Raw genomic sequence first — 26,987 nt, forward strand, 5'->3', positions numbered from 1 at the left:
TTATGGAATATTTAAGAGTTGGTACAGATTATTATAGAGTTGTAGATAAACCTCTTTTAAGTGGTGATGCAATGAATACTTTGGTAAAGTGGACTAAAGGAGAAATTATAACAGATTATGGTAAGGATTATATTGCTAAAATCAATAAATACAAAGGTTTTGCCACAATACCTAGTAATACTAATTTTGAAAAGGAAATTAAAGGTTTTTACAACGAGTATCATGAAATTAGTCACGAGATAAGAGAAGGATCATTCAGTAAAACGGAATCATTTTTAAAACACATATTTGGCGAACAATATAAAATTGGTTTAGATTTTTTAACCATACTATGGCAACAACCAACACAAATTCTACCAATTTTGTGTTTGGTAAGTGATGATAGAAATACAGGTAAGACAACATTTTTAAATTGGTTAAAGTTAATTTTTCAAAAAAACATGACAATTAATAAAAATGAGGACTTTAGGAGTCAATTTAATGGTGATTGGGCTACCAAGCTGATTATTGCAATAGATGAAGCCTTTTTAGATAGGAGAGAAGATAGTGAAAGAATTAAAAATCTATCGACCTCTAGAACTTTTAAAATGGAATATAAAGGCAAGGATAAAGTTGAGACACCATTTTTCGGAAAGTTTATTTTATGTTCTAATCATGAAAAAGATTTTATTATAATAGACGAAAAAGAAATAAGGTATTGGGTTAGGCAAGTGCCTTCTTTTAATCCTGGAGATGAAAATACAGAGTTATTAGTGGAGCTAGAAAAAGAAATTCCATATTTTCTTAATCATTTAAATAGTAGGAAAATAACAACACCTAAAAAAAGTAGAATGTGGTTTTCTAAAGAAGAGATTTATACACCTGCACTTACAAAATTGGTTAAAGGAAATAAAACGAGTCTTGAAAAGGAAATTATAGAAATAGTTAATAATGATTTTTTTAGATTCGAAAAAGAAACGATATGTTATACTGCTTCAGATTTAGTAGAATTACTTAAAAATAATAATATTAGAGTTTCATCTTTTAAAGTAGTCGAAGTTTTAACATCTAAATTTGGCTTAGTACAGTTCAACTCTTCTTATCAGCGTTATAATATATCTGCAATACCATTTTCGAATGGAGAAAAATCATTTATAGAAGAGACAACTTTAAGAGGAAGGTATTATGAGTTTAAAAAAGAAAACTTTGATTAGGCCGTTGTTCTGTGTATTTTCTTTACTAATCCCTTTTAAAGCTTCATTAATTTGACGCAACAGTAAATCAACAATCGTTCAACAAGGTAAAAAAGCACCGTGTTGAACGGTTGTTGATTTGTTGTTGTTCGCTATTTACTGTTGTTTACAATGCTTTGTACTTATTCTCAACGCTGCAACGTAAATTTATGTTATAGGAGTTTTATATCATCAATTGGCAACAGAGAAACAGTAAGTTCCTAAATATTGGTAAGTATTAATTTAATCAACTTTAATTTATATTTTCAATAAGAACAAAGCAACAGGCAACAACAAAGCAACAACGCTAAATAGGTGATTGTTGACAGCAGGTTTCTCAATTGTTTACGTAAGGTGTTTATTTTTATGAGTTTGTAAATAATCAACATTGTTTTGCACATATATCCAACAACAAGCAACAACAGTAATTGTTCTATATTATAAAGCTTATAAAATGCTACTAGTTATTTCTTATTTAACTTATTGTCTTTTAAAAACCAGATTGCTGATGTTTATTTCATGAATATTGGTTTTAAAAAAAAAAAATCAACAAATGAGGCTAACCGTAAGTCTGCAATAAAAAAGATTACTATTTTAGACTTCCCTTATTAACGTTTACAAAAATTTAAAATTATTATATCTAACAATAATAGCTTTAAACGAATGATTATCTATGATTTTCAACGAAGACTCAAGAGTTAAAATACCTTCTATATTACACTTAATTCAACTAGGTTACACCTACCTATCATTGAAAAATAGTGTTTGGGATGAAAACACCAATATTTTTAGTTCAATTTTTAAGGAGCAAATTCAAAAAATAAATCCTAAGTTATCAGAAAAGGATATTCAAAAAACATATGACGACATTTCTATTTCTTTAGAGAATGAAGATTTAGGACGTGCTTTTTATAACAAACTCATAGATCAGTCAGGTGTTAAGCTTATAGATTTTGAAAATTTCGATAACAACTCATTCCATGTAGTTACAGAATTACCATATAAAAAGGATGACGAAACCTTTAGGCCAGATATCATTCTTTTAATTAATGGGATGCCTTTGGTTTTTATTGAAGTTAAAAAACCAAATAATAGAAATGGTGTTCGTGATGAACATAATAGAATGCAACGCCGTTTTCAGAATAAGAAGTTCCGAAAATTCGTCAACCTAACACAACTCATGGTGTTTTCTAACAACATGAAGTATAGTGAGGATGATACACAAATGCTAGAAGGTGCATTCTACAGCACAACAAATTATAGAAAACCAATATTCAATTATTTTAGAGAAGAAGAAACCTTCGATTTAAATACGATATTAAAACCTTTATCAGAAGAGGATGAAACCTTTGTTTTAAAAGACACCAATCTTTTAAGTATAAAAAACTCACAGGAATATCAATCCAATAAAAACCCAAGCACAGCAACTAATTCTATTTCTACATCTTTATTTCAACGGGACCGTTTAAAATTCATTTTACGATATGCTTTTGCTTACGTAGAGGAAGAAAAAGGCTTAGAAAAACACATTATGCGTTATCCACAACTATTTGCTACCAAAGCGATAGAAAACAAGTTGGAAAACGGTATTAAAAAAGGAATCATTTGGCATACGCAAGGTTCTGGTAAAACTGCCTTAGCGTTTTTTAATGTCAAGCATCTAACACATTACTTTCAGCAGAAAACCATCATACCTAAGTTCTACTTTATTGTTGATCGCATAGATTTGTTAGTACAGGCGGCAAAAGAGTTTAATGCACGTGGTTTAAAAGTACACACGATAGATAGTAGAGATGCTTTTAGTAGAGATATTAAATCGACTCAGGTAATACATAACAATTCTGGGCAAGCAGAAATAACCGTTGTTAATATCCAAAAGTTTAAAGACGATCCCGATGTTATAAAAAATAACGATTACAATTTAAGCATACAACGTGTTTTCTTTTTAGATGAAGTACACCGTAGTTATAAGCCTACAGGTAAATTTTTAGCAAATTTACATTTAGCCGATAAACATTCCATTAAAATAGGATTAACAGGAACACCATTGTTGGGTTCAGAATATAATTCTAAAACCTTATTTGGCGATTACATTCATAAATACTACTACAACCTATCTATTAAAGACGGCTATACTTTGCGTTTAATCCGTGAAGAAATAGAAACCAATTATAAGTTGGTATTACAAGAAGCTTTAGAAAACATTAAAGTATTACAAGGTAATATTGATAAGAAAAAACTCTTTGCCGATCATCGTTTTGTAGAACCTATGCTAGATTATATTGTAAAAGATATGGAACAGGCTAGAATTTCTATGGGAGATAATAGCATTGGTGGTATGGTAGTTTGCGATTCATCGGATCAAGCTAAAATGATGTATGACATTTTTCAAGAAACTTACGCAGACAAATCAGCTTCTTTATTCAATCATGCTGCAGAAGAACCTACAAGTTATGGCAACAAGAAAAAGGAGGAAAGTAAAGTAAATACTGCACAAGTTATTTTACATGATATTGGCACCAAGCAAGACCGAAGAGATTGGGTATCCGATTTTAAAGCAGGAAAACTCGATTTACTATTTGTGTATAATATGTTACTTACTGGTTTTGATGCCAAACGTTTAAAGAAACTTTACATAGGCAGGAAAATTAAATCGCATAATTTATTACAAACGCTTACACGTGTAAATCGAACATACAAAACACATAAATATGGTTATGTGGTTGATTTTGCTGATATTCAAAAAGAGTTTGATAAAACCAATCAAGATTATTTTAACGAGTTGCAAAGTGAATTAGGTGATGAGATGCAACATTACTCAAATCTATTTAAAAAGCCAGAGGAAATAAAACAGGAAATTGAAGAAATAAAAGATATCCTTTTTAAATTCAATACAGAAAATGCTACTGTTTTTGGGGATCAAATTTCTGAAATTAACGATCGTACAGAAATACGTCAAATAGCAAAAGCTTTAAACAATTCTAAAGAGTTATATAATCTAATCCGTTTATCTGGTAATTTTGAATTACTAGAAAAATTAGACTTTAGAGCACTTTCTGTTTTAGCACGATTAACGAACGATAGATTAGCATTAATAAATACCAGAATAGCATTAGAAAATAATGTAGATACCGAAAACATTTTAAACACTGCCTTAGAAGATGTTATTTTCGCTTTTACTAAAGTGAAGGAAGAAGAAATGGTATTGGCAGATGAACTGAAAAATACGTTGGGAAAAACTCGCGAAATGTTGGCAGGAAATTTCGACCAGAAAGATCCGAGTTTTGTATCGCTTAAAGAGGAATTAGAACGTTTGTTTAAAAAGAAAAATTTAAGTGAAGTTACTAAGGAAGAAATGGAAGCCAATATAAAAGCCTTAAATGCCATTTATGATAAAGCTAAAAAATTAGAACGTGAAAATCAGTTACTAAAAGCGAAATACGATTACGATGCTAAATATGCACGCATCCATAAACGATTAATGGAAAAAGATCCGCTAACCGATAGTGAACGCAAATTGTTTGATGCTTTAAAAGGTTTAAAAGCAGCTGTAGATACAGAAATTCAGCAAAACGCTAAAATTTTAGAAAACGAGAGTTATGTAGAAAAAATGGTGATGCGCTTAGTAATCAATCAATTTAAAAAAGAACAAAAAATAGATATTAATACTACCGATGTTAGGCGTATTAATAGCATTATAGTAAAAGAATACATGAACGAATACAACGGTAACGTTGCATAAAATAAACTATGACAAGCACAGCAAAATTTGAAACCCAAACCAAAGCACTCATAGACGACCTTAAAAGCGTTTGTGCCAATTACGGTTTAGGAAATGACGGAAACGAATTTAAAATAATAACCCAAGTTTTTCTATATAAATTCTTAAACGATAAATACGTTTACGAGTTAAAACAATTAGAACCAGATTTAGCCAAAGCAGATAATTTTGATGAAGCTTTAAAAAAGTATTCTGATGATGATTTAGAAATGCTAACCATGCAAATTAGCGAAAACACCGCGCGTATTGCACCCAAAAATTTATTGTCGCGGTTATTCGAGCAACAAAACAAAGACCAATTTGCCGATATTTTTGATGAAACCTTAATAAGTGTAGCCAAAGACAATATCGATATTTTCTCGGTACTCACACAAGGTGGCGAAAAGGTAGTGTTGTTCGAAAACCTAAGTAAATACGTAACCGATAATAAAGATGCCTTTTGTAAAGCCTTAGTCAATAAATTAGTAGGTTTTAGTTTCGAGCATATATTCACGCAGAAGTTTGATTTTTTCGCAGCTATTTTCGAGTATTTAATAAAAGATTACAACACCAATAGTGGCGGTAAATACGCTGAGTATTTTACACCTCACGCTGTTGCAAAAATTATGGCAGCTTGTTTGGTAACCGATACTAACGTAACCAATGCCACCTGTTATGACCCTAGTGCAGGATCGGGAACGCTATTAATGAATATTGCCCACGCCATTGGCGAAGATAAGTGTACCATTTACTCGCAAGATATTTCTCAGAAATCATCGGCATTACTGCGTTTAAATTTAATTTTAAACAATCTGGTACATTCCATACAAAACATTATACAAGGCAATACCATTTTAAGTCCGTATCACAAACAAGATAACGGACAATTAGAACATTTTGATTATATAGTATCCAACCCACCATTTAAGCTAGATTTTAGTGATTACAGCGCAGATTTAGATAGCAAAGCCAATAAAGAACGCTTTTTTGCAGGCATACCTAATATTCCTAAAAGCAAGAAAGATTCTATGGCCATTTACTTGCTATTTATACAGCACATCATGTATAGTTTAACAGCAAAGGGAAAAGCAGCTATTGTGGTACCAACAGGTTTTATAACCGCACAATCTGGTATAGATAAAAAAATTAGACAAAAACTAGTAGAAAGTAAAATGCTAGCAGGTGTAGTATCTATGCCATCTAACATATTTGCAACCACAGGAACCAACGTAAGCATTTTGTTTTTAGATAAAACCAATACCAAAGATGTGGTATTAGTGGATGCTTCTAATTTAGGAAGTAAAGAAAAAGACAGTAATGGTAACCAAAAAACCGTTTTAAGTGAAGCTGAAGAACAACAAATTATAGAGGTTTTTAATGCCAAAGAATCGAAAGATGATTTCTCTGTTGTGGTGTCTTACGATGCTATAAAAGCCAAAAACTACAGTCTAAGTGCAGGACAATATTTTGAAGTTAAAATAGACTATATAGATATTACTGCCGAAGAGTTTGCAACTAAAATGAATGGATTTGAAAACAATTTAGAAAGCTTGTTTGCCGAATCTAAAAGTTTGGAAAAAGAAATTCAGAATAATTTGAAAGGGTTGAGGTATGATTAAGATAGATTTGAGAAACCTTAGTTCCTTAATTGAGTTTAAGAATGGTAGAATTGCACCAAAGATACTTGGTAAATATCCAATTTATGGCGGAAATGGTATTCTTGGATATTGTAATCAATGGAATTATGAAGATACATTGATAATTGGGCGTGTTGGGGCATATTGCGGAAGTATTCATGTTGCCAAGGGTAAATGTTGGGTTTCGGATAATGCAATTGCTGGTATTCCTAAAGAGAATCAAGTGCTTGATTTTAATTACTATTTATTTGGAGAATTAAATTTAAACAAAAAACAAATAGGTTCAAGTCAGCCACTACTTACACAAGGTATTTTAAATAGTATTGACGTTAAAATTCCTACTAACCTTCAAGCCCAAAAACAAATAGCTAAAGTCCTTTCCGATTTAGATGCTAAAATAGAAGTGAACAACAAAATAAACCAAGAATTAGAAGCGATGGCAAAAACGCTTTACGATTATTGGTTTGTACAGTTTGATTTTCCAGATGCTAATGGTAAACCTTATAAATCGTCTGGTGGTAAAATGGTTTTTAATGAAGCTTTGAAACGTGAGATTCCTGAGGGTTGGGAGGTAAAAGAGCTTTCTGAAATATCTGAATTAAAAGCAGGAGGAGATAAACCAAAGTCATTCACTAAAGAACAAACAAAAGAAAATACGATTCCCATATATTCAAATGGTATTACTAATGAAGGTCTATATGGTTATACAAACGCTGCTAAAATCAATAAGGAAAGTATAACTATTTCTGCCAGAGGTACAATTGGTTATTGTGTTTTAAGAAAAACTCCTTTTGTTCCTATAATCAGGCTTATTTCAGTTTCTCCTAATAAGGCTAATGAAATTGCATTCTTATTTGAATCTATAAAAAATTTAGTTTTTGAAAATTCTGGTTCTGTACAACAACAACTAACAGTGCCACAAGTTTCAAAGTTGAAATTAGTTTCACCACCAAATCATTTCATAAAAAAATATGATTTATGTACTAGATCAGGTTTAGATAAAATAGAAATCAATAAAAAAGAAAACCAAAAACTCTCAGAGCTTCGCGATTGGTTATTACCTATGTTAATGAATGGGCAGGTTAGTGTTGCGTCATTGCGAGGCACGAAGCAATCTCATGATGTAAATACTAATGATACTTTGGGTATGGTTGCGGAGGAAGGAGAAACGTATAATAGTTAGATATGAAAGAAGTCGATGTAATTAAAATATGTAAAAAGGTTTTAGAGCGATTGTCTATAATGACTTATGAGAAGTTTGATGATAAAAGAATAGTTAATAAAAATATCTCTTTAGATTTAAATAGACAGCTTATTTTTCCATTGAAAATTCAAGGAAAAGAACTTAATCAAGTAGATAGAATTTCTGAGCAGGAACTTCGACAATTATTTATTGAAGAGTTTAAGATTACGCATCCTGATTTATTTTACTCTATAGAAACTCCAACTCAAGAAAAATATAAATTTGGTAAAAGTTATGAGGAAATTAAACAAAACCGAGACAAACATATAAGATCTGCATCTATAGATATGTGCGTGTTTGATAGTGGAGATAACGGCTTTAATCGGTTACTAAATATAGAGTTTAAACATAAGAATACTAAAGACAAAAACATTGCAAAAGATGTATTGAAATTAATGCGTGAAAAGCAAAATGGAGCATTTATTCTTTTGTTGAACAATACTCAGAAAGGTGATGCTAGAGGTACATTATGGAATGAAATTAATACTGGTGTTTTAAATAAATTATATAAATCATTTAATGATTTTGGTTCGTATTGGAATGGAGACGATAAAAATATTCAATTGGTAATATTGTCTTTAAGACAAAAGAAGTTAATACATCGAAAAATAAAGAAAACAGATTTAGTTAATTTAAAGGATATCTTTTTTATTGAAAGTGGATGTGGGAATATTATGGATATTAATGGTAACGGTTGGACAATTGAAAATGGAGAGTTAAAAAAATAATTAATTGTGGTGGAGTATAAGAATTTTAAATATGAAGAATTATGAGGTTAGCGGCAATATATTTAGATTTTCATGATTACTTGTTTGAAGAAGAACAGAAAATAAATCTTGGAGGTAAGTTTATCTATGATTTTATAAAAGATGGTGAAGAAATAATTGTTAGTAGAAAAGTTAATACTAGCTATATAGATGGTTTTTTTGATGTTACAAAACTGGACTCTAAACTATTGAACGTTAATGCTATAGTTGGACAGAATGGAGCTGGGAAATCTTCTGTTTTAGATTCTTTAAGAAGTCTGTTTATTCAAAACCCATCTGCTCTTCCATCAAATAATACTTATTTATTTTTTGAAACTGACAATGAAAAGGAATTAAGATTTGTTAGTTCAATCTATGAAGTTGGTAATAAATCTTCTTTAAAATTCATTTCAAATTCAAATGAGTTTACCATCGATTATGAAAGAACGAATAGTAATTATCAAACTATTTATTATTCACCACATTTTGATTTTAAATATAATCCTGATTTTGATAATATAGACGATTTTGATATTTCTTTTGATAAAATATTGCAAGAAGATTTAAATGATTTAGAAAATAAGGAAGCTAGTCAATCAGGTACAAATTATTCTGCCGCTCAAGAATTATTATTTAAAAATGCAATAAGACAAATTTTATTTCTGTCTTCAGATGTAGTAAATAAAGATAAAATATTCCAAGATTTATTTGATTTCCCAGACTTAGGTGAAGCACGATTGGTTATAAGAGGTCATAAGAGAGATCAAGAATTGAATATACCAGTGTCTTTTAGAACTGGTTTGAGATCGATAAAAGATAAGCTACAAAATGAATTAGATGATTGGGGAAATGTTAGAGAGTATAAAAGCCATGGCAGAGTTTCAAATCAAATTGATGTAAATAAATATATTTTAAAAAGATATACCTTAAGAGCTTTAGTTTCTTTATTTGAAAGACAAATGGAAAAGAATAATTCCTATTTATCTGCCGGTAAATTTGAATATGAAAGTTTTGAAAGAGAGAGCAATGGTCTAGATGCTTATGAATCGCTTTTAAATTTTGTTAGCAATAGCTTTCTTTCTTTTGGAAGTGATAAAGTTAAGGTTTTTAAAGATGAAATTATTAAAAGTCTACTTGATAAAATTTATGTATCTATTGATAGTATTAAAGTTGTAAGAAAAGTTAAGAATGATGTTTTAGTTATTGATAGTGTATCTGCAATTGAAATATTAAAATTACAAAGGGAGTTTTTAATAGACATTATAAACTATTATTCTTTTTATAAAGAGAAACCACAAAAAAATATAATTCCAAAAAATAATTTAATAGATGGTTTTATAAACTACATGCCATCAAATAAAAAATTAAGTTCTGGAGAAAATGCATTGTTAAATCTTTTTTCAAGAATACATGATTTTTTAACGACTAAACTTTCTTTAGAAACTCAAGTTTATAAAGAGGCAGAAAATTATATCTTATTATTAGATGAAGCAGATTTGGGATTTCATCCAGTTTGGAAACGTAAATTTGTTAATACTATTATTAAAACAATTCCATACTTCTTTAATGAACTAGATAGAAATCCTAATGTTCAAATAATATTTACTACTCATGATCCTCTTACTTTATCAGATTTACCAAATAAAAATATTGTTTACTTATTGAGAAATTCAGAAAGAAATGAGACTGAGTTTTTAGAGTATGAAAATCCTTCAAGACCTAAAAAATCTTTTGCAGCTAATATAACAGATTTGTTAGCAGACTCTTTTTTTGTTGAAGATGGTTTGTTAGGTGATTTTGCTAAGGAAAAAATTCAAGATACTATTATTTGGTTAAGAGATGAAAAAAGAGATGTTTCTGAAGTAGAATATCACAAAAGCTTAATTAATATAATAGATGAGCCAATTGTTAAACGAAAACTATCAGAGATGTTTGATAGTATTTTTAATACTGATTTTGAGATTCAAACAATAGAGGAACAGATAATTGAGTTGCAAAAATTAAAAAGTAAACTAAAAAAGTAGTGTTATATATAGATCCAAACTCGTTAAAAATTAAAAAATCTAAAAAGGCTCATTTAGAGCACTTGATTGATTTAATATATGAACGCATTGATAATCTGGAAAATTTATATTCTAAACGTTTATTTAATAACTTTATAAGTGATGATTTAGAAACTATATTAATTGGAGATCCTCTTCAAATTCTTAATCTAAGCAAAAGGTTAAACAGTCAAATTGGATCAAACTCTAAATTGAAGAAAGATGTAGGTTATGTATTTAGTTACGATTGGTTTATTGATAAAACAATAAAAAGATATTCTGGTTATGATCTAGCAAAAATGTTAGATATGCCAACTTGTACTTACTGTAATAGAAATTACACTACTACGGTTATCAGTAAAAATAAAAAGAAAATAATAAGACCACAATTTGATCATTATTTTGATAAAAAAAGACATCCTTTATTATCTCTTTCTTTTTTTAATTTAATTCCAAGTTGTTCAACTTGTAATAGTAATATCAAACATGGTAAAGAATTCAGTCTTAATTCTCATATTCATCCTTATATAGACAATGTTGTAGATGGTTTTGAATTTTCATATAGTTATAAATCTGATCCTTATTATAAGAATGGATTAAAAGTAGATGTGAATGTACATAGTGATAGATTTTTAAAGAATTTCTTAACGGATTTAGAAATTGAAGAAGTTTATAATTCACATACAGATATTCTTTATGATTTGTTATATACCAAGCAAGCATATTCGGATAGGTATTTAACCATTCTTGAAGATAATATTCTTAAAGGATTCCATTTGTCTAGAAAAGACATTTATCGACTAGTTTTTGGTGTATATATGGAAAATAAAAATTTTGAGAAACGCCCTTTTAGTAAGTTTAAGAAGGATATTTTAAGTGAGTTAGGAATAATTAGTTAATATAATGAGGTAATAAAAAAATATAGATGAATAGTATAAAGGTCTACGATAATCAATTACAATCAAAATTAAGCCATTTAAAACTGCATCCAGCATATTTACCTCACATTGGTTTAAAATATAATGAGGCTCGTGCCAAAACGCTTATTATAGCAGAGAGCCATTATGTGCACAAGGATTATAATAATAAGTTTTCTGTTGAAGATTGGTACAATAATCCAAAAGTTATTTACCAGGCACTTGATGCAAAAAATAAAGGTTATAAAGGTTGGTTTAATACTAGACAAGTTTTAGAGTATTATCAAAGTTCCAATCCATTAGCAAAAGGTCATGGGATTTTTAATAATCTTGAAATAGCATATAAAGAAATAGGTTCAGAAGTAAAGCTATTTGATGAATGCGTATACCTTAATTACTTTCAAAGACCATCTGAGGTTGAAGGAGACTCCATTAAAGTACAAGAAATAGACAGTGAAATTGCTTTAGAAAACTTGATGGTTCTTAACGAAGTTTTAAAACCAAACAAAATCATTTTTGTAAGTAGTAAAGCGTATCATAATTTTATGTCTAATGTAACTAAAGCGCAAAAAGACCAATTACCTTATGTTGGTTCTGTTCCACATCCATCTGCAAGTTCTTGGTGGAATAGAAAATCTAAAAAGTATGGTTTAAACGGAGCAGCAGCAACAGGTAAACAGAAGTTTATCCGCATTATGACACCAAAATAAAACTATTCACTTATCCATGAGCATCTCCCAATTACAAACCAATCAAGTCAAAGCACCATATATGGGTAAGCCTCATTATCCTATTACTGGGCTGGATCAATTGGGTTTAAACCTTACAAGCGAGCGTATTTTCGATTGTTTGCTTCCAGGACTTAATAATGTAACACAGCGTATTCGATATTATTCGTTTTATAGTTGGTTTTTTCAGTGGTATGCAGCGCATATTGGCAATACATCGGTTAAACAACAAAACAGCTATCTAAGACGAGCAGAATTTATATTGGCACTCGTTGCTGCACATAATCAAAAAGGTGGTGTGCCTGGTATTACAAAAGCACAGTATATCTATGAGGTTTCAGACGAGGTTATAGATTTAAAGAAAGGCACACAAGAAGGTGGTACTAGTGTAGGTTCGTACTGGAATAATAGTAGAGGAGTACTTGGTCAGTACTATATCAGTTCAATAAAGCAATTAGGCATTTTGGCAGATCAAGGCTCTACAAATGGGCTCTATATTCGTACTGATTTTGAGCATGAAAGCAAAGTGTCTGGAAAACAACTTGCAGAAGCGTTTATAGAGAATACAGCATCTCAACTTTCTGGTTTTATTAAAGCTATAGAAGATAATAGCATATCTAAGACAACTTTAGAAGAATTAAAAACTGGCTTCGATATGTTGCTTATTCCAAATAAAAGTAAAGAGCAAAAATTATTCTGGCAATTGTTTTCTGGAGTGGATAACCCAAAACTCAAGGTCGATACTTTTTATAGAAAAGAAACGATAAAGTTGGTTTTACAGAGCTTTAACAAAGCATATAACATCCAAAAGTACAATCAACTCAAAGTACCTTTATCTCTATACGATAAGAAATGGGATATGCTAAGTACAACCACAGAGAAATTGTGGTATTTGTATATGATGGAGCAGTTTTGGAGTGTGGCGTGCACGAGTGCACTAGATTCTTTTTTAAAAATACTTAAAGACATATCTAATGACAATTGGATTGATGAAGCAGAACTAGTCACTAGCATTATGTCTAAGTTAGATGTATTATATGAATCTGAAGGAATGCAACCTAAAAAAGACTTGTTTATTGCGCAGCAATTTATGGAGTATTCTGTGGTTGACTTAATAAACTTAGCAAGAACAGAACCTGATCAGTATATTAAATTAGTATTTATACTTTGTGCAATTCAGAAGTTGTTTCTAGAGAATTGGCCACATTACACAAGTATTTTAGAGTTTGCAAAAAGTTTTAATATGCATGCTGCAAGTAGTTTTATAGTTTCAATTGCAGATATTGAATCTCAAAATCAGCTAAGCATATCGGACTTTAGTCATTATTTTCTAACACGTTACATCATTAATAGACATTACTATGTTGCCTTAAGAAAATTAAGTGCAACACAAAATAGTGCCAAGTTCTATAGAGAAGAAGGGAATATACGCTATGTGGATAAATTTATATATGGCTATTCATCACCAAGAATACATACACTTGTAGACTTTTTAAAAGATCTTAATCTAATCCATAGAGATAAAATTGAACTTACTGAACTTGGGCAGCAAAAACTTAAAGCTTTATCTGTATGATTATAGAAAGAGCAAATATTCTAGAACTCATTGGTACTGGTAAAAACAAATATCACAGTTGCGTAATTACCAGTTATAGTATGGATTTGGCATTTTTTGAGCAATTGGTTTTACCTAAGCTAAAAGCTGCTGGCATTACTAATATTAATGTCTTTGTAGATGCAACAATGCTTGAAAAATATTTAGGATCGCATCTTGCAGATAATAATAAAAATTATAAAGTTAATTACAGTATTACCGCAATGGATAAGTCTGGTGCTTTCCATCCAAAAATAATGTTTCTAGCAGGTAAGACTAGAGGTTATTTATCTGTTGGTAGTGGCAATATAACCTCGAGTGGTTTACTTTATAATGATGAGATTTGGGCTTCATTCTATTTGGGAGAGAATAAGTTAATAGCACAGCCCATATTTAAACAAGCTTGGAATTATATACAAGACTTAGCTACAGATAGTCATAGTATAAATAAAACCAAGATACAGTGGATACAACAACATGCTAAATGGTTGCAATCTCTTAGTGAAATAGATACACAAACAGCTGAATTTAATAATAGTACGTTCCAATTCTACAATACAAATAATACAAGTTCTTTGTATAATGATATCTTTAGTATTATCCAGAAACAACCTGAAAGTATTAAGATTGTTGCGCCATATTACAACAAATCGGGTGCTTTTATACAAAAGTTAATAGACGATGTACAACCAAAGCATATACATTGCGTAGTTGATACGAGTCATGGAAGTTTACCAGTAAATTTTAAATCTGATGACTGTCAATTTTCAGATTGGACTATGGTTATGCCAAAGGATGACTTGGGGAAAATCAATCGTTTACATGCTAAAGCGTTTCAAATAGAATATGTAGACCATACATTATTTATTCTTGGTAGTGCTAATGCTACTTTAGAAGCTTTTGGAATCAGCCATAGAGAAGTTAAAAATGATGAAGCAGTAATAGTAATTAAAACGTTTAAGCCTCGTGACTTTTTTAAGGACTTAGGTATTGATATTCCTTTAAATGGTGCTTTAAATATTAATGAATTTGAGCAATCATCAACGGAAGAAGTTCTAACAAGCGTTTCGCGAATTAAATTAAAACATGCAGAAACTAAAGGGCTACAACTTACTTTACTGTTAGATAAAAACATAAATCAATCGGTAATTGTAAAGTTGTTTAGTTCCGATAATAAGATATTAGAGGAAATTTCTGTTGCGAAAAGTAACATAGAGCTAGTTGTAAATATCGAAGATGATGAACATCTTTTTAAAGTAGCACTATATGATGATAATTTAGTGGAACGACTTACCACATTTGCTATTGTTCAAAGAAATGAGGTGCTAAAAAAATCGAATCCAGATGAAAGATTAGCCAAACTACAAAGCTTTGAACATTTAGATATTCTTAACGCATTAGATATTGAATTAGTTTTAAATTTTTTAGAAGATGAAAAGATTCTAAAAGAAAATAGTAGTTCATTTACAGTTACACCTATGCAAAAATCAGAATCGGAAGATCAGGGAGAAATCCTGTCTGAAACTGAATATAATAAAAGAGCAAATCTAATATTAGAGGAACAGGTTTCTGCGGAAACCATAACCTCAATGATTGAAGAGTTTTTAGATGTGCTTAAAATAAGAGACAACAACGAAGAGTTGTCAAATAATAATGAAGAAGTAGCTTTGGTTGCAGGTGATGATGGTTTGGATGAGTTACCTGAGCTTAAGTCGCAAACGTATGTCATTGGAACAAAAGAAGGTGAGCGCATTAAACGAAAAATAAATAAAACGCTTTTGTCCGTTTGCAATTTGATAAGTAAACGCTTCGACAATAATATACCTTTAGATGAAAGAACTTTAAACGCCTTCTTTATTGGTTGTCATATTCTTATACATTTTTGGGACGAAGTCTATGAGGAGGAAATTTGCAAAGTAAAAATTCGTTACAGGCAATTAGATGAATTGGCGAAACTAGAGCGTAGTTTTAAATTGGTGAGAACAAAAAGCCAAATGGATTCTATCGATAACGAAGTGAGTTATTTTATAGATGTGTCAAGTCTTCAGAAACTTCAATTTCTGATACAGAATAGTAAAGGAGTCTTTAAAATGACTTCAAAACCTTCTGATCCTACTTTAGTTAAATATAGTTTTGTAGATAGTAAACATATAGGTGTTTTAGACAGTGCAAGTATTCTAGTAAAGGTTATTAAAACAGCTTTATGTCCTGTTTTGATAGCGTTAAAAGAAAATGAATTTCAGATTAAACTAAAAGATAAAATAAAGCTTTTAGTGTTAACAGATCAATTGTTGTCTTCAATGACATGGTCGCCGAAATTGATCTACTTTAAGGATTTACTATCTTTAAATTTATTCGAGATATTGGCTATTGAAAGCATCGAAGCAGATAGATATACTAAACAAATAGGGCATAATACGAATGTATTGTTGTCTAAATATTTAAGCTTCAAAATTGAACTTAACCAAAATAAGATTAAGTCAGTTCCAATGGGAAATCACTTATGTAATGAGTTAATATATAGCACTCAGTTAGGGTTTTGTAAACTAAAAACTGTTAGGAGCAATATGCGAATTGATTTGGAAAGCCCAATTGGGTCATCTCAAAAAAATACTGACTATTTAGGTTTTTATAAAGTTTTTGTAGGACAGAAAATTAAGTGTTTTCGTTAATGTTGTATTAGTCTTTATAGATATCCAGAAACACATTACTATCAAAGATCAATACGACAATGTAAAGGAAAGGTTGAAATCAAGAATAATAGATTTAATAGTTATTGATAATCATTAATGAATAAATTAGAAGAAAGAAAAAAAATAAAGCACGTACTCTATATAAAAAAGGTAATCTTTTAGAAGCGTATAAATACGCATGGAAATTACCTTTTACAAGTTTTGTGTCTTGGTACACAAATACACAAAATAGAAAAAGAAGTGATGGTATGTCTTTTTTTTATGATCCTTTTTTTTCAATTCATTCTTAATTACTCAATCTTCTGAATGGCTTAACCATAATGAAGCTATCCTATTATGGGAGTATTATCTAGATACTCAAAAGAATACAGTACTTGAATTTGAGTTATACGTTGCGCATAACAATCCATTACTTTTTATAGAAGGCTATAAAACAGGATTAGCCTTTTTAGACAATAAACGATTATGCAAACTAGAAGAACAGAATTTACCAATATCTATTGTAAATGAGCTTAAAATCTGGAATGAATTTAATAATTTATTAAACCAAAAATGGAATAATGTTAAGGCTTTTTTTGAGGAATTGGAATTGGTTCCTCATGAGTTATGTATGGCAGTATGTGCTGCTTTTGAAGCTTTTATTTATAAAAATCCAGATGATAAATTACGATGGCATTATGCTGTCGAATCTTTAAGCTTACTTATTGCTTTTATTCAAGATAAATATAATTTACTAACTATTGAAGTAGATGAAATGGCTCTTCATCAAGCGTACTTAGAAGGCGCGATAAAATTAAAGTGTGAAGCTGTTTTTAATGAGGTTTATGATTATGTTTTATTAAAGGAAAAAACACATAGATATGTCTATGAGCCTAATGTTAATGTTTTTATTGATAATAATGATGCTTTACAACTTCATGGAAGTGATGCTTTTAATAAGCAATGGAAATATGATGAGCATAGATATACAGTTAATGAGGGATTGTACTATAGATTTGGAGAACATCTAACGGATGCATTAAAAGGTGCTGATAAAATTAAATATATAAATGACAATAAAGATCAAAATAACCAATTAGGTAATGCCAGACAATACGCTATTAAACAGGCAATATATGATCTAGGCATAAGTAATGAAGATTTAAAGAATAATAAATTGCCAGATCTTAATTTTATTATTTCATTTCTACATGGTATAGCTTGGCGTAAGTTAGAAACTTCTGAAAAACCTTTACATGAAATAGCACGTGCTAGAAAGAATGATTATGCTAAAGGAATTGCAGAACTACTTAATAAAGAGAAGAAAGCTTTAGAATTTATATTTGTGAGTGATAAAAATATACTACACGATGCAGCTAAAGCTTCTGGATTAAATTGTAAAAAAGAAGAGTTTGATGAATTAATGAATGTATTCTCTTTAAATAGTCAAAGCGAAATATTCAATCTATTCAATCTATTTAATCTACCAGTTAGTTTGTGGAAAAAACCATTTATTCAAATAGGAGAGCATATTATTTCTCCAATAAGTGTCCTTACTGGATTTACTGGACTTTATACAATATCAGAGTCTATCTTAAAAACCTTTAGACCACAAGATGGTAAAAGGATAGAGGGTATTTTAAAAGACACATATGAAAATGCAGGATGGAAGACATCTGTATTAAATGATAATCAAGAGTATGGAGATGTAGATGTAATGATGGAGGATGATGAGAATATTGTTTTTATGCAACTTAAACGTACAACACAAAAAACAAATATGCTTGAACTGAATAATCAGTTACCACAAGATATAAAGGCTCTAAAACAACTTACTGAAGCGAAAGCAGGAAATATGACACACAAAAAGGTTCACCTTTGGTATGTTACAACCGCATTTGAGAAAGTAGGGACATGGGAAAAAGAAATTTATCGCGTTAGCTATCAAGATTTAATTCATGTAAAACGATTATTAGATTCAGAAGCTGGATTGCGATTTAATAATCTTAATGATTTCATAGAAATGATAGAGTCTGATTTTCTATACAAGGATGCGATGCAGAGCATCAGTTAATTCTCAGGAAGCTACAAATAACTCGAAGCATTAAAAATGAAGATCAACTCAAAGTCTTCTCCAAAGCCTTCAATTCAACACCCAATTCATTAAACATACCAAGAATACTGCTAATTTTTAATTCTTCGGCAGTATATTCTTGTGTGTTTATACTACAGGTAAATTCCCAAATCTCTAAAACCTCATTAATAGGTACGCTGTATTCATTATAAATTTTATTATCAGATTTTAATACAAGCGAATTATTTAAATCAATGTCATTATAAACACGTTTGTAAACCATACCATCGTTTAAAGTGACAAGCACATAAGTTCTGCCGCTTTTTATCTCACTTCTATCTTCAACAAATCGACCAATAACAAACGATCCATCTTTCATTGGCAGCATAGAATCTCCTTTTATAGGGAATGCTCTATGTTTTCCTGTTGGTAAAAAAGGGAGTTTTATTTTTTGAAGCTGCTCAATATATTCAGGATCATCATAACCTGCTAAATATCCAGCAGAAGCTTTTACAGGAACAACTTCAATTAAGTTATCATTATCACTATCTACAGTAATAGGAAACAGTACACGTTGGTTATTTAATTCTATAAAAGAAAAATCTTTAGCCTTAGTTAAGTCGTTTCGTAATAAAATATCTATTGGTATTTTAAAGTAATCTGAAATGCTAATTAAAAACGCTATTGATGGAGCAGATCGGCCTTCTTCATAAGAGCTTATACGAGAGCGAGATACTTTTAAATCTTCAGCTAATGCTTCTTGAGAACGTTTTTTTAAACTCCTTAAATGCTGTATGTTTTTTGAGATATAATTCATATTGCTACAAATGTAAGCAATAATTGATTGTATTTGTAGCTAATTTTGCAACATGCAGAATAATATTTTACATCTAGATTTAGATACGTTTTTTGTCTCTTGCGAACGTCTTATAGACAGTCGTTTACAAAATCGACCACTGTTAGTTGGTGGAACAGGAGATAGAGGTGTAGTAGCGGCATGTAGTTACGAAACACGAACTTTTGGTGTACATTCTGGTATGTCTATGAAAGTTGCGAGACGTTTATGTCCAGAAGCAACAGTAATTAAAGGAGATGCTTCAATTTATACTAAATATTCGCATTTAGTAACAGAGATCATCAAAGAAAAATCTCCCATTTTTGAAAAAGCGAGTGTAGACGAGTTTTATGTCGATTTATCTGGCATGGATAAATTTTATGGCTGTTATAAATATGCTTCAGAGCTACGTCAAAAAATAATTAAAGACACAGGATTGCCAATTTCGTTTGGATTGTCAACTAATAAAATAGTGTCTAAAGTAGCAACAGGAGAAGCGAAACCCAATAATCAATTACAGATAGATTCAGGTTTCGAAAAAGATTTTCTGGCACCATTATCTATTCGTAAAATTCCTTCAGTTGGAGAAAAAACATATCAAATTTTAAGAGGTTTGGGTGTGGATAAAATTGGAGTAATCCAACAAATGCCATTAGAAATGATGATTAGTGCATTAGGAAAAAATGGACGTACGATTTGGAAAAGAGCTAACGGTATTGATAATCCACCTTTAGTTCCTTTTTACGAACGGAAATCGCTATCTACAGAACGTACTTTTGGAAAAGATACCATAGATATGGTTAAGCTTAGAACCACCATTTTTGCCATGGCAGAAAATTTAGCCTTTCAGTTAAGAAAGGGAAATAAACTAGCAGGAACATTAAGTGTAAAAATCAGGTATTCAGATTTTAATACGTACACAAAGCAGGTTAAAATCACTTATTCTAGCGCAGATCATGTAATTATTCCTAAAGTATTAGAGCTATTCGAAAAATTATTTCAACGTCGATTATTAATCAGATTAATAGGTGTTAAGATAAGTGATATTGTTACTGGTAATTATCAAATTAATCTTTTCGATGATACCGAAGAAATGTTGAGTCTTTATAACGCAATGGATACCATAAGAAATCGATATGGAGATTTAAGCATCATGAGAGCGTCTGCAATGGGAGCAAAAACTATTGGCAGATTTGATAATCCTTTTAATGGCGAACCACCAATTTTATTAGCACATCGTAATCAATAATGTATTTAAACTGTCATTCATATTATTCTTTACGTTTTGGAACATTTTCTGAAATAGAACTTTTAGATTTAGCTAAAACTAATGCTATAGATACTATTGCATTAACAGATATTAACAACACATCTGCTTGTTTAAATTTTGTACGACAGGCTAAAAAACGAAATATTAAACCAATAATTGGTATCGATTTTAGAAATGGTACAGAGCAAAACTTTGTTGGTATTGCAAAAAACAATGCAGGATTTAAAGCGTTAAATCAGTTTTTGTCTAAACATTCTGAACAAAAATCACTGTTGCCAGATGTTGCAACAACGCTGTTGGTAGATGTTGCAACAACACTGTTGGTAGATGTTGCAACAACGTTGGCCAACGTTGCTATTATTTATCCTTTTGAGAAGGTATTACAACAAAATAAGCGTCAATTCACTGATAATGAGTTTATTGGTGTATCTATAAGTGATTTGCGTAAACTTAGGTTTTCATCTCTAAAGCAGCAACAACAACATAAAATAGTGTTGTTGCAACAAGTAACTATAAGAGATAAAAAAGATTTTAATGCACACCGATTATTAAGAGCAATAGATAATAACACATTATTAAGTAAACTAGAAAAAACAGAAGAGTGTAATCCTTCTGATAAAATGTTGTCTTTAGAAGAATTGAAAATAGCTGTTGCTGAATTTCCTTTTATTTTAGAGAATACAAAAAGATTGATGGATGAATGTGAGATCCATTTTGGTTTTGATGACGAACGCACATCTCAAAATCAAAAATTATATACAGACTCCTTTGAAAACGATTGTTTGCTATTAGAAAAACTTTGTAAAGAAGGTTTGCTAAAACGTTATGCCAATCCATCACCAAAAGTACATGCACGTTTAAAAACAGAATTAGACACTATTAAAGCGTTGCAGTTTGTGTCTTTTTTTCTTATCAATCATGATATTGTGTCTTACGCTAATAGTAAAGGTTATTTTCATGTTGGTAGAGGTAGTGGAGCTAATAGTATAGTGGCTTATATTATTGGTATTACAGATGTAGATCCTATTGAATTAGATTTATATTTTGAGCGCTTTATTAATCCATTTAGAGCATCACCACCAGATTTTGATATTGATTTTTCATGGAAAGATCGTGATGATGTTACTGCTTATATTTTTAAAAGATTTAAGCATACTGCATTATTAGCAACATACAGTACTTTTAAATATAGAGCGGTTGTTAGAGAATTAGGTAAGGTTTTCGGTTTACCAAAAGAAGAAATAGATAAACTGAGTAAGCACAATTATAACATTTCTACTTTAGATGATATTTCAAAATTGGTTTTAAAATACGGTAAACTTATTGAAGGTTTTCCAAACCATTTAAGTGTGCATTCTGCAGGAATATTAATATTAGATCAACCTGTTCATTATTATTCTGCAACAAATTTACCTCCAAAAGGATTTTCTACAGTACAATTTGATATGAATATAGCTGAAGATGTTGGTGTCTTTAAATTTGATATTTTAGGACAACGTGGTTTAGCAAAAATTAAAGAGGCATTAGAAATTATTGCACAAAACAGACCAGAATTACCACCAATAGACATTACCAATGTGGAAGCTTTTAAAAAAGATCCTAAAATTAATAACTTACTTAAATCGGGTGGTGCAATTGGCGCATATTATGTAGAATCTCCTGCTATGAGAGGATTAATGCAACAATTACAAACACAAGATTATCTTGGTTTGGTGGCAGCAAGTTCTATAATTAGACCAGGAGTTTCTGGTTCAGGAATGAAGGAGGAATTTATTAAAAGACATCGTAATCCTGAAAAAAGAAAAGAAGCACATCCTATCTTGTATAAGATTATGCCAGAAACCTATGGAGTAATGGTTTATCAAGAAGATGTTTTAAAAGTAGCTAATCAGTTTGCAGATTTAACTTTAGGTGAAGCAGATGTGCTTAGAAGAGGAATGAGCGGTAAGTATAGATCTAAAAAAGAGTTTGAAGCTGTTGAAGAAAAGTTTATTTCTAATTGTAGGAGCAAAGGCTATAAAGACGACTTGATTTTTGAAGTTTGGAACCAAATTAAAAGTTTTGCAGGTTATGCTTTTGCAAAAGGACATTCAGCTTCTTATGCTGTTGAAAGTTATCAAAGTTTGTTTTTAAAATGCTATTTTCCTTTGGAGTTTATGACTGCTGTACTTAATAATGGTGGTGGCTTTTATAGTGCAGAACATTATTTTCATGAAGCAAGGCAACAAGGAGCAACAATCTGTTTGCCTTGTGTAAACAGAAGCGATCACCCAAATAAACTTATTAATACATCTATTTATTTGGGATTTGGGTATTTAAAAAACTTAGAAGCTTATACTATTAAAAGACTTTTGACTGAAAGACAATTAAATGGTCTGTTTAGGTCTTTAGACGATTTTATTGATAGAATTGTAATTAGTATTGAGCAGCTTACTATTTTAATTAGAATCGATGCTTTTAGGTTTACTAATAAGCCAAAAGTAGAGTTACTGTGGCAAGCTATTTTTAAACTGAATGCAAAAGGTAAAAGCACCGTACAATCTAAATTGTTTAAAACGGAACATAAACAATTTACGTTACCAAAATTAGATAATAACTGGATTGAAAACGCTTATGATGAAATGGAACTCATTGGATTTCCATTATGCAATTATTTTGACTTAGTTAATGAAGATATGAAACATGATGTGTTAGCATCACAAATGAATCAGTTTATTGGTAAAACAATTCTTATTTATGGAAATTTAGTCACTACACGCTTTAATAAAACAGCACAAGGTAAATTGATGCGTTTAAGTACGTTTGTAGATAAAAATGGAGATTATTTTGATGCTGTACATTTTACTAATGTGGTTGATAAATTTCCAATTAATGGATTAGGAGTCTATGCATGTTATGGTAAAATAACAGATCGATTTGGTTTTTATAGTATGAGTGTAGTTTGGAGTAGGAGATTATCAGTCGTTAATGATCCTAGAAATATTTGATAAAATAAATTGCAAACCTTAGAAGAGGTTATAAATAAAAAGATAGAACTGATCAAAATTAATGATTATAATACAACAAGTACAAAAGAAGTACTGTCAGCTTTAATGTCAGCAGTAAATAAAAAAGCCCGTTATCATTGAGATAACGAGCTTTTAAGCGGAGAGTAAGGGATTCGAACCCCTGGAGGTATGACCCTCAACAGTTTTCAAGACTGCCGCATTCGACCACTCTGCCAACTCTCCTTTTAATTAGCAACAAACTATTTGCCTGTATGCGGGTGCAAATATAGTATCCTTTTTAGTTCTTATCAAATAAAAAATGTATTTTTTTTGAAAAAATTATCCTAAAATTGAGATTGGTTTCATTTGTGCGCTGACTGCCACGAACTTAAAGTATCCCGTGACTGATAATTCTCTTTCATAATTATACATATTTTCCATAAATATGTCAACTTTTACCGTACAACTAGTGTTTCCTACTTTATGAATTCTTGCAACAAGCTCTATAATTGTACCTTCTGGTATTGGTTTTTCGAAGTCTATTTTATCTGTAGATATTGTAACTACTTTTTTTCTGCTAAATCTAGTAGCACAAATAAAGGAAGCTTCATCCATCATTAATAGAGCTGTTCCTCCAAATAATGTATTGTAGTGATTTGTTGTGTTTGGAAAAATGGCTTTAAAGATTCTTGTTTCGGATTCGTTGATTAATTCTTCGGTAGATTTCATATCTATAGTTATATCATTTTAATTTATTAGACATTATAGTCTTTATTGCGAATGTAATTCTATTTTTGCATAAAGTTATTATACATTTATATGAACACAATAGAAGCTCTAAAATGGCGCTATGCCACTAAATCTTTTGATAAAGACAAAATGATTTCTAAAGAAAAATTAGATATTATTTTGAATGCTTTTAATTTAACAGCAACATCATACGGTTTACAACCTTTAAAATTGTTGGTGATTGAAAATAAAAAGTTACAACAAGGTTTGGTTTCATGTTCAATGAATCAAGAACAAATAGCTCAAGCGTCTCAAGTATTAGTAATTTGTATTGAAACTGGAATTGATAAAGTTTTTATTGAAAACTATTTTAGTTTAGTTAAATCTATTAGAAATACACCTGATGCTGTTTTAAACCCGTTTAAGAATTTTTTAATTGATGATTTTGAAAAGAAATCGGAAAAAGAAATTAAAGAATGGTCTGTAAAGCAAGCCTATTTAGCATTAGGAAATTTATTAACTGTTTGTGCTTTAGAAGAGGTGGATGCTTGCCCGATGGAAGGTTTTGATCCTAAAAAATACGATGAGTTTTTAGACTTAAAAACTAAAGGCTTGCAATCGGTATTGGTGTTACCTATTGGTTATCGCGCAGAAAATGATTTTATGGCAGAACTAAAAAAAGTTCGTAAAAATTTAAGTGATAGTATTATAATTATGTAATACAATATCATGGCAAGATTGTTGTTATATTATTATTGTAATATTTTTAAGTTCTATTTCATTATGAAGAAATTGTTTTTTTTATTTTTTATAAGTGCTTCTTTATTTGGTTTTTCTCAAGAGGAAGAAGATTATTCAAATCTTAATTGGTTAACAGATTTTGATTTAGCAAAAAAAGAATCTGCTTCATCAAAAAAACCAATATTAATATATTTTACAGGAAGCGATTGGTGTAGTCCTTGTAAGATGTTAAAAGAAGATTTTTTTAATACTGAAGCATTTGAAACCAAAGCAGAAAATTTTGTTTTACTAATGGTAGATATGCCTAGAAGAATAGATATTATTACTCCCGAACAAAAAAAGAAAAACAAAGTTTTAGTAAAAAAATATAATAAAAAAGGAGGTTACCCTAATTTAGTAGTTTTAAAAAAGGATTTAAGTGTAATAGGTGAATTATCTGGCTATACTTTTTTAAGAGAGACAGATAGACATTTTACATTTATTGATGAACATATAGGTAAATATTAAATATTTTAAATTCTTAGTAAAGCCTTTTAAACTTTGTTTTAAGAGGCTTTTTTTATTTTAGAAATTGAAGTATTTTTGAATAACTAAAAATATAGATTTATGCCAGGATTTGAACGGTTTGGAGATTTAGAAAGAGAAGAGTTACAAGATGTATTAGATAATGGTGTTTTAATGCGTTATGGCTTTGATGGCATGAGAAATGGGCATTGGAAGGCAAAAGCTTTAGAAAAAGAACTAGAAAGCACTTTGGAATGTGATTATGTTCAATTAGTATCTAATGGAACTTCTGCAGTTTCTGTTGCTTTAGCAAGTGCAGGTGTTGGAGCAGGAGATGAAGTTATTATGCCTACATTTACTTTTGTTGCTAGTTTTGAAGCTATTTTGTTACTAGGAGCAGTTCCTGTTTTAGTTGATATTGATGATACTTTAGGTTTAGATCCTAAAGCAGTTGAAGAAGCTATTACACCAAAAACAAAGGCTGTTATGGTTGTACAAATGTGCGGTAGTATGGCTAAAATGACAGCTTTATCTCAGGTTTGTAAAAAATACAACTTACTTTTAGTTGAAGATGCTTGCCAAGCAATTGGAGGTCGTTACAATAACAAACCATTAGGAAGTATAGGAGACTTAGGTTGTTTTTCTTTTGATTTTGTAAAAACAGTTACCTGTGGAGAAGGTGGTGCAGTAATAACTAACAATAAAGAATATTATACAAATGCAGATCATTTTAGTGATCACGGTCATGATCATGAAGGTAATGATAGAGGAGCCGAAACACATCCGTTTTTAGGTTATAACTTTAGGATTTCAGAATTGCATGCAGCTGTTGGTTTAGCACAAATAAAGCGTTTACCCGAGTTTTTAGCTGTTCAGAAGAAAAACTATACAACACTAAGAGATACGTTGTCTGATATTCCAGAAGTTACTTTTAGAACAGTACCTGAAGGTGGAGAAGAAAGTTATGCTTTTTTAAATTTCTTTTTACCTGATTTAGAAACTGCCAGGAAAACAATAGCTGGATTTAAAGATAGTGGAGTAGATGTATGTTGGAATTATTTTGATAATAATTGGCATTATGTTAGAAAATGGAACCATTTAAAAGATGCTAAATCTTTGTTTCCTTTATCTAAAGATATTAAAGACGCTTTAAGTTTACTAAGTGAAAAAGAATTTACTCAAAGTGATCATTACATTGGACGTAATATTTCATGTCTTATAAAACTTTCTTGGAGTGAAGAAGAAGTAAAACTTCGTGCAGAAAAAATGAAAGAAGCGATATTAAAAGCGCTTTAAT

Annotated in this window: 18 protein-coding genes and 1 tRNA gene; 16 read left to right on the forward strand and 3 right to left on the reverse strand. The window is 30.3% G+C overall.

Translation table 11 applies throughout. From position 1 onward, the window contains the following. Positions 1 to 2 precede the first annotated feature (2 nt). The 11 genes from ASC41_RS12325 (at position 3) to ASC41_RS12375 (ending at position 18,624) form a co-directional block, all read left to right on the forward strand. Positions 3 to 1,193: a primase-helicase family protein gene (locus ASC41_RS12325; RefSeq protein ID WP_055436949.1), complete on the forward strand. Its 1,191-nt coding sequence runs from the start codon at positions 3 to 5 to the stop codon at positions 1,191 to 1,193. Positions 1,194 to 1,884: 691 nt separating this feature from the next. Then, positions 1,885 to 4,953: a type I restriction endonuclease subunit R gene (locus ASC41_RS12330; protein WP_055436950.1), complete on the forward strand. Its 3,069-nt coding sequence runs from the start codon at positions 1,885 to 1,887 to the stop codon at positions 4,951 to 4,953. 8 nt (positions 4,954 to 4,961) lie between these two features. Then, positions 4,962 to 6,590 (forward strand): HsdM family class I SAM-dependent methyltransferase, encoded by a 1,629-nt coding sequence (locus ASC41_RS12335; RefSeq protein ID WP_055436951.1) that lies wholly within the window; start codon positions 4,962 to 4,964, stop codon positions 6,588 to 6,590. Next, a complete protein-coding gene (locus ASC41_RS12340; RefSeq protein ID WP_055436952.1) occupies positions 6,583 to 7,791 on the forward strand; it encodes a restriction endonuclease subunit S in 1,209 nt (402 codons plus the stop codon). The genes ASC41_RS12335 and ASC41_RS12340 overlap by 8 nt, the downstream gene beginning before the upstream one ends. 2 nt (positions 7,792 to 7,793) lie before the next feature. After that, on the forward strand, positions 7,794 to 8,579 hold the full coding sequence (locus ASC41_RS12345) for an RNA-dependent RNA polymerase family protein (protein WP_055436953.1): 786 nt from the start codon (positions 7,794 to 7,796) through the stop codon (positions 8,577 to 8,579). 41 nt (positions 8,580 to 8,620) lie between these two features. Continuing rightward, positions 8,621 to 10,621 carry an AAA family ATPase gene (locus ASC41_RS12350; RefSeq protein WP_055436954.1) on the forward strand — a complete coding sequence of 667 codons (2,001 nt, stop codon included), beginning with the start codon at positions 8,621 to 8,623 and terminating at the stop codon, positions 10,619 to 10,621. Positions 10,622 to 10,851: 230 nt separating this feature from the next. Continuing rightward, positions 10,852 to 11,538, forward strand: a complete 687-nt coding sequence (locus tag ASC41_RS12355; protein WP_152971471.1) for a hypothetical protein — start codon at positions 10,852 to 10,854, stop codon at positions 11,536 to 11,538. 26 nt (positions 11,539 to 11,564) lie between these two features. Then, the gene (locus ASC41_RS12360) at positions 11,565 to 12,266 is read left to right on the forward strand and encodes a hypothetical protein (RefSeq protein ID WP_055436956.1); all 702 of its coding nucleotides are present in this window, start codon (positions 11,565 to 11,567) and stop codon (positions 12,264 to 12,266) included. A gap of 16 nt (positions 12,267 to 12,282) precedes the next feature. Next, the gene (locus ASC41_RS12365; RefSeq protein ID WP_152971472.1) at positions 12,283 to 13,860 is read left to right on the forward strand and encodes a hypothetical protein; all 1,578 of its coding nucleotides are present in this window, start codon (positions 12,283 to 12,285) and stop codon (positions 13,858 to 13,860) included. Beyond that, on the forward strand, positions 13,857 to 16,550 hold the full coding sequence (locus ASC41_RS12370; protein WP_055436958.1) for a phospholipase D-like domain-containing protein: 2,694 nt from the start codon (positions 13,857 to 13,859) through the stop codon (positions 16,548 to 16,550). The genes ASC41_RS12365 and ASC41_RS12370 overlap by 4 nt, the downstream gene beginning before the upstream one ends. Positions 16,551 to 17,181: 631 nt before the next feature. Continuing rightward, complete coding sequence (locus ASC41_RS12375) at positions 17,182 to 18,624, forward strand: hypothetical protein (protein WP_055436959.1); 1,443 nt, start codon at positions 17,182 to 17,184, stop codon at positions 18,622 to 18,624. Between the two features lie 43 nt (positions 18,625 to 18,667). Here the strand turns inward: ASC41_RS12375 and ASC41_RS12380 are convergent, their stop codons facing one another. Beyond that, entirely contained in the window at positions 18,668 to 19,441 is a 774-nt protein-coding gene (locus tag ASC41_RS12380) for an XRE family transcriptional regulator (protein WP_055436960.1), read from the reverse strand. A 52-nt stretch (positions 19,442 to 19,493) separates the two neighbouring features. Between ASC41_RS12380 and ASC41_RS12385 the strand changes: the two genes are divergently transcribed. Both ASC41_RS12385 and ASC41_RS12390 read left to right on the forward strand, forming a co-directional pair. Beyond that, the gene (locus ASC41_RS12385) at positions 19,494 to 20,708 is read left to right on the forward strand and encodes a DNA polymerase Y family protein (RefSeq protein ID WP_055436961.1); all 1,215 of its coding nucleotides are present in this window, start codon (positions 19,494 to 19,496) and stop codon (positions 20,706 to 20,708) included. After that, positions 20,708 to 23,716: a DNA polymerase III subunit alpha gene (locus ASC41_RS12390; RefSeq protein ID WP_055436962.1), complete on the forward strand. Its 3,009-nt coding sequence runs from the start codon at positions 20,708 to 20,710 to the stop codon at positions 23,714 to 23,716. The genes ASC41_RS12385 and ASC41_RS12390 overlap by 1 nt, the downstream gene beginning before the upstream one ends. Positions 23,717 to 23,874: 158 nt before the next feature. Here ASC41_RS12390 and ASC41_RS12395 read toward each other — a convergent pair. Both ASC41_RS12395 and ASC41_RS12400 read right to left on the reverse strand, forming a co-directional pair. Then, positions 23,875 to 23,959 (reverse strand) — tRNA-Ser (locus ASC41_RS12395). Positions 23,960 to 24,055: 96 nt separating this feature from the next. Beyond that, a complete protein-coding gene (locus tag ASC41_RS12400; RefSeq protein ID WP_055436963.1) occupies positions 24,056 to 24,445 on the reverse strand; it encodes an acyl-CoA thioesterase in 390 nt (129 codons plus the stop codon). 90 nt (positions 24,446 to 24,535) lie between these two features. Here ASC41_RS12400 and ASC41_RS12405 point away from each other — a divergent pair, with 90 nt between their 5' ends. The 3 genes from ASC41_RS12405 to ASC41_RS12415 all read left to right on the forward strand — a co-directional run bounded on the left by ASC41_RS12405 (position 24,536) and on the right by ASC41_RS12415 (position 26,986). After that, positions 24,536 to 25,165, forward strand: coding sequence for an NAD(P)H-dependent oxidoreductase (locus tag ASC41_RS12405; protein ID WP_055436964.1), 630 nt, complete (start codon positions 24,536 to 24,538; stop codon positions 25,163 to 25,165). Between the two features lie 63 nt (positions 25,166 to 25,228). Further along, complete coding sequence (locus ASC41_RS12410; RefSeq protein WP_055436965.1) at positions 25,229 to 25,693, forward strand: thioredoxin family protein; 465 nt, start codon at positions 25,229 to 25,231, stop codon at positions 25,691 to 25,693. Between the two features lie 99 nt (positions 25,694 to 25,792). After that, positions 25,793 to 26,986 carry a DegT/DnrJ/EryC1/StrS family aminotransferase gene (locus ASC41_RS12415; protein ID WP_055436966.1) on the forward strand — a complete coding sequence of 398 codons (1,194 nt, stop codon included), beginning with the start codon at positions 25,793 to 25,795 and terminating at the stop codon, positions 26,984 to 26,986. The last annotated feature ends 1 nt before the right edge of the window (position 26,987 follow it).

This window comes from Lacinutrix algicola, from assembly GCF_001418085.1.
GTDB classification, from domain to species: Bacteria; Bacteroidota; Bacteroidia; order Flavobacteriales; family Flavobacteriaceae; genus Lacinutrix; species Lacinutrix algicola.